Consider the following 5,277-nt stretch of genomic DNA (forward strand, 5'->3'; position numbering starts at 1 on the left):
CGGCCGGAACGAGTGGGGCATTGGCAACGGCACGCAGGATGGCTCCCAGGAGCCCGAACTCCAGCTCGGAGTCGGTCGACCAGGCGGTGACCAGATAGCAGAAGTCGTAGCGCTGCTCGGGCGACGTACGGCTGACCACTCGTCCGTCCGGGGCACGTTCTTCGGTCCACAGACCGGCGGACCCGTCGCCTCCGCTCGCCTGCACGCGGTGCAGGAACAGGCTGACGATGCCGGAGTCCTGGTCCTTCCAGGTGTCGCTCGGCGGGGCCTGCCGGACCGACGTACCGGCCGGCAGCACCTGGCCGAGATACGCGCCGATCGTGGTGCCCAGTTCGTCGAGCATGACTCCCACTGTGCGGGTGCTTCGGGCAACCAGGACAGGAACCTCTGGCCAGCGGTCCGGGCCGACCGAATGGCCCGATCAGGCAACCGTTCGTGCACCGGATCTTGTGGCGCGACCGGGGCCGGCCGCCGCACAGTTGCCGCAGGCCGAATCGTCGGAACAGTTGCTCAGCCAGGAGGTCCGGATGCCGTCGTACCTTTCCCCGGGTGTCTATGTGGAGGAAGTCTCCTCCGGCTCGAAACCGATCGAGGGGGTCGGTACCGCGGTGGCCGCATTCGTGGGATTCGCCGCGAAGGGGCCGCTGAACGAAGCCGTTCTGGTCACCAACTGGACCCAGTTCGTGGAGACCTTCGGGCAGTTCGTCGAGGGCGCGATGCTCGCGCACTCCGTCTACGGCTACTTCCTCAACGGCGGCGGAACCGCGTACGTCGTCCGGGTCGGCGGTGGGCCAGGTCAGCCCCCCAGCCAGCTCGAAGGTCCGGTCGGCAGCCGGGCGGAGCTGCCGAGCCGTGGTGACGGCAGGCCGCTCGTTGTTCGTGCGCTGGACAGCGCGCCGGCGGGCCAGCCACTGACTGTCGAGGTGCACGAACCGTCCGAGCCCGGCGAGGACGTCTTCAAGCTGGTGGTCAAAGCGGGGCCGGAGGAAGAGGTCTTCGACAATGTGACCACCCGGCGCGGGGCGGCGAATGTGGTCACCGCGCTGCGAAAGTCCAAGTGGGTGGTAGCGGAGGAAGTCAAAGGCGCCGCGCTCGCAGTGCCGCAGGCAGGGGGCTCGACCGTGCTCGCGCCGGCCGAGCCGGAGCGGCGTCCGGCGGGAGTCGAGGACTATGTCGGTGACGCCGATGAGCGCACCGGGTTCTCCGGTCTCGAGGCGGTTGACGACATCACCATGCTCTGTGTTCCCGACCTGATGACCGCCTATCAGGCGGGCGCGATCGACCTCGTCGGGGTCAAGGCCGTGCAACTCGCGATGATCGCGCACTGCGAGCTGATGTCGGACCGAGTTGCCATTCTCGACGCGCCGCCCGGACTGCGACCGCAACAGATCAAGGACTGGCGGCTGAACACGGCCGGCTACGACTCGAAGTACGCGACCCTGTACTGGCCCTGGGTGCAAGTAGCCGATCCGCGGAGCGGCAAGCCGATGTACCTGCCACCGAGCGGCCACGTTGCTGGAGTCTGGGCGCGCAACGACGAGACCCGCGGAGTTCACAAGGCACCGGCCAACGAGGTGATCCGCGGGGTGCTGGACCTGCAGTCCTCGCTCACCCGGGGCGAACACGACCAGCTCAACCCGATCGGGGTCAACTGCCTGCGGTTCCTGCCGGGGCAGGGCATCCGGATCTGGGGCGCGCGCACCCTGTCCAGTGATCCGGAATGGCGCTACCTGAACGTCCGGCGGTTGTTCAACTACATCGAGAAGTCGATCCTCACCAGCACCAACTGGGTCGTCTTCGAACCCAACGACGAATTCCTGTGGTCCTCGGTGGATCGCACCATCAGTGCGTTCTTACGCCGGATCTGGCGGACCGGGGCATTGTTCGGGCGCACTCCCGAGGAGGCCTTCTACGTCAAGTGCGACGCCGAGAACAATCCACCCGAGAACCGCGACGCCGGAATTCTCACGGTCGACATCGGCATCGCGCCGGTGAAGCCGGCCGAGTTCGTGGTGTTCAGGCTGTCACAGTTCGCCGAGGGAACGGAGTTGCAGGAGTGATTTCGGCGCTGCTGGCGCCGGGAGTCGTCAGTTCGCCACGATTCGTCGTGATGTGTGAGGGCTGGGCCGCGGGGATCGGATTCTCCAAGCTGGCGGGTTTCACCTCCGAGGTGGAGTTTCAGGAGTACTCGTACAACAACCGAATGGGAAATGTCCACACCAAACAGTTCGGCCGGGCGAAAGCACCGTCGATCGTGCTGGAAAGAGCGTTGGATCGACGGGGTTTCGCTCAGCTCTACGGTTGGCACCTGCTGGCCCGGATGAACAATCCGCTGGCGAAACTGCCTGCCTCGTTCGACATCCTCGACAAGTCGGGTATGCCCTCGCTGGCGTGCCTGCTGGAGAACGCGTGGTGCTCGAAACTCGAACTCGACGCGGCCCAGGCCGGCAGTGCGTCCGTTGTGATGATGCGGGTCACGCTGGTCTGTGACGCGATCATTCAGCTCTGATCGATGAATGGGTCGATCGACTCGATGAAGACAGGAGTGACACAGTGGGACTAGGTGTCAGTACGACGGGTACCCAAGGGCAAGTGGCCACCGGGGGAAGGTTCGTGGCGGAATTCACCGGCACTCCGATCGGCCGGATGGCCTTTTCTGAATTGGCCGGTATCAACTCCAAGGTGACGCCCTCGGAATACATTTTCAACAACGATCGTGGGGTAACGCAGCTCACGAAGCAGTTCGGCAAGACCGAGCCGCCGATGGTCACCCTGAAGCGCGCGGTCGACGGCGCCGGTGTCGCTGCGATCATGCTCTGGCATCAGATGGCGCGAGACGGCGACGACCGAGCACGACAGCCGGGGACCTTGACTGTCTACGACGCTGCCGGCGCGGTGCAGACCGTCTACATGATGGAGAACGCCTGGCTGTCGGAGATCAGTGTCACCTCCGCCAAGGCCGGTCAGGGAGAGGCGTCGATGATCGAGTGCAAGATCACCTGTGAGGAGATCTGGAGCAAGCCGCTATGACGCCGCACAGTGCGGTGGCTCCGCCGGCGGTGCCGGGCCAAGACGAGACCGGCCTGCGGACCGAGTACCCGTTCGTGCTCCCGCGTGGTTTCGTCGACGAGCAGGGGACGTTGCATCGCGAAGGGGCGATGCGGCTGGCGACGGCTCGCGACGAGATCAGCACCCAGACGGATTCGCGAGTGCGGCAGAACCCGGCGTACCTGACGGTCCTGCTGCTGGAACGGACGCTGGTCCGGCTGGGCAGTTTGCCGACGGTGGACTCCTTGGTGGTCGAGTGTCTGTTCGCGTCCGATCTGGCTTTTCTGCAGGACCTCTACCGGCGGATCAACCAGAGCGGTCATACCGAGGTGGACGTGACGTGTCCCAACTGCCACCACGACTACGCCGTCGACATCGCGGGTGATTCGGCGGGGGAAGCCTGACGACGTACTCGACCGACCGGCTCTGGGAGGAGGTCGTGTACGTCGCCTACTACCTGCACTGGTCGCACGCCGAGATCCTCGATCTGGATCACGCGACCAGGGCGACGGTGATCGACGGCATCGGCAGGATTCACCAGCAGCTGGACTGACCACGGGGCGCTTGCGCCGGACGAGAATCTGGAGGTGACTGATGCGCTGGCCGTTCCACCTGAGAGGTCGCCGAAGCGCACTCGAGCCAGTACCCGCGCCGGATCGCAAGGAACGGGACGCACCGAGTCCGGTCGTTCCCCCCGTCGGTACTCGTGCCTGGGCTCGTGCTCCCAGGCTGGTCCCGGTCATCCGGCTGCGAGCGCCGATACTGAGCTCCTTCCTGACCGGTCCGGATGTTGCCGGCGCCAGGGAGTTGCTGGCCTCAGGTGGCGGGCAAAGCGGACTCGGTGAGGTCGAAGGACCACCGATCGGGGTGCTGGTGGGGTTCGGCGCGGTCCGTAGTGCTGGTGAGCAGCAACGACAGATGCCGCTCACAGAGCTCAAACCGCGTCGCCGTCGGTCTGATCCGCAGCCGGCCATGGCAGACCCCTCAGCCGGGGAAACGCCACCTGACGGGGAACAGCCGTTCGCGGGCGAACAGCCAGTTGCCGAAGAGCAGCCTGTTCTACGCCGTCGCCGAGCGTCGGCCACGACGACTACCCGGCCGGGTCGTCCGGTGCTGACATCGGTAACAACGGACTCGGTCGGAGCCCCGATCGAACCGGACAGACCCTTCCGCAGCATCGGCGAGTTCGAGCGAACGCTGGCTGAGATGGAGGCGAACAATGCCTTCGGGCTCGCGATGCTGGGCGGGCTCTCTGCTGTGACGGTTCCCTTGCCTCCTGCAGCCGCTCCGGCACCGACACCTCAGGAATCTGTACCGCGCTTGCCTCGTCGTTCCCTCGCGGAGAGCCGCAAGCGTGGCTTCAATGCCTCATCACCGAGCGAATCGCCGACTGAGGCGGCCGCCGATCGATCGGCAACTCCGGCAACCGAGGCTCAGACCGAGCCAGCGGCTTGGGAGCCTGAACCAGACCCCTCGGTTCAGTCGGGTGCACCACTTGCCCCCATGGGCGTCGAGCCGACGCCGCACCATGCCGTGGAGACATCTTCACCGCCGGACCATGAATCGCACGCCGAGCAGGCATCCCTGCGTCCCGGACCGATCTTCGCGCCGGGTCCGGACTCCTGGTCGATCGAACCGGCTGGAGCTCCCGAAGTGGAGGCCGGATCGGACCCGGGCGCGGCAAGAGCCGGCCGACGGAATCCGCCGGACCTGACTCATCCGTCCCGGGTGATGCACTCACCCGAATCAGTGGACGACCAGTCGCCGGCCGCGGATCAAGATCGTTCGGCCGCGGCGCCTCAGCGTGAGCAAAAGATGCCGCCTGAGCAGACGGGATCGGCCGATCACCCCAGCCCCGGCAGGGATGACAATCCGGCCGCGACCGGAACTTCCCCCGATCGTGGCCGCCCCCTCATCGCCCGAACGCGTCCGGTAGTGCTTGGAGATGTCACAGCGTTCCCCAGGCTGAACGACACTGCTGAGCGAACGGTGCGAGATGAGCCGTTGCCGAGCGCCGGCATCGAGTTGGTCCACGAGCCCCGCGGCCGGGGAACGGGTCCAGCCGCTGAGCTTGTCGCGCCGGTGGACCAGGTCATGGACTCGTCGCCTGGCATCGACGAACCCGTTCCCGAGTCCATCGCCCCTGAGCCGGTCCGGCTGCGGAGTTTCGATCCTCCCGTCTCCCGCGGTGCTCTGATCGCCGCGGCATCGCCTGCTCTGCTCTCGGTG

At 66.2% G+C, this 5,277-nt stretch carries 7 protein-coding genes; 6 read left to right on the forward strand and 1 reads right to left on the reverse strand.

All coding sequences use genetic code 11. The features are described 5' to 3' along the window. Positions 1–343, reverse strand: a 343-nt coding sequence (locus VFG33_RS22670) for a Pvc16 family protein (protein ID WP_325054933.1), incomplete at its 3' end; no start/stop codon positions are given. Positions 344–527: 184 nt separating this feature from the next. Between VFG33_RS22670 and VFG33_RS22675 the strand changes: the two genes are divergently transcribed. From VFG33_RS22675 to VFG33_RS22700, 6 genes are all read left to right on the forward strand, one after another. Beyond that, complete coding sequence (locus tag VFG33_RS22675; protein WP_325054934.1) at positions 528–2,060, forward strand: phage tail sheath family protein; 1,533 nt, start codon at positions 528–530, stop codon at positions 2,058–2,060. Beyond that, positions 2,057–2,509, forward strand: a complete 453-nt coding sequence (locus VFG33_RS22680) for a phage tail protein (RefSeq protein ID WP_325054935.1) — start codon at positions 2,057–2,059, stop codon at positions 2,507–2,509. Before VFG33_RS22675 ends, VFG33_RS22680 begins: the two co-directional genes overlap by 4 nt. Before the next feature lie 104 nt (positions 2,510–2,613). Then, positions 2,614–3,030, forward strand: coding sequence for a phage tail protein (locus VFG33_RS22685; protein ID WP_325054936.1), 417 nt, complete (start codon positions 2,614–2,616; stop codon positions 3,028–3,030). Continuing rightward, the gene (locus VFG33_RS22690) at positions 3,027–3,452 is read left to right on the forward strand and encodes a hypothetical protein (RefSeq protein ID WP_325054937.1); all 426 of its coding nucleotides are present in this window, start codon (positions 3,027–3,029) and stop codon (positions 3,450–3,452) included. The genes VFG33_RS22685 and VFG33_RS22690 overlap by 4 nt, the downstream gene beginning before the upstream one ends. Further along, complete coding sequence (locus VFG33_RS22695) at positions 3,449–3,601, forward strand: DUF6760 family protein (RefSeq protein WP_325054939.1); 153 nt, start codon at positions 3,449–3,451, stop codon at positions 3,599–3,601. The genes VFG33_RS22690 and VFG33_RS22695 overlap by 4 nt, the downstream gene beginning before the upstream one ends. A gap of 1,436 nt (positions 3,602–5,037) precedes the next feature. Beyond that, on the forward strand, positions 5,038–5,277 hold a 240-nt coding region (locus VFG33_RS22700), incomplete at its 3' end, for a hypothetical protein (protein WP_325054938.1).

This window comes from Kribbella sp. (assembly GCF_035687465.1).
GTDB lineage: Bacteria > Actinomycetota > Actinomycetes > Propionibacteriales > Kribbellaceae > Kribbella.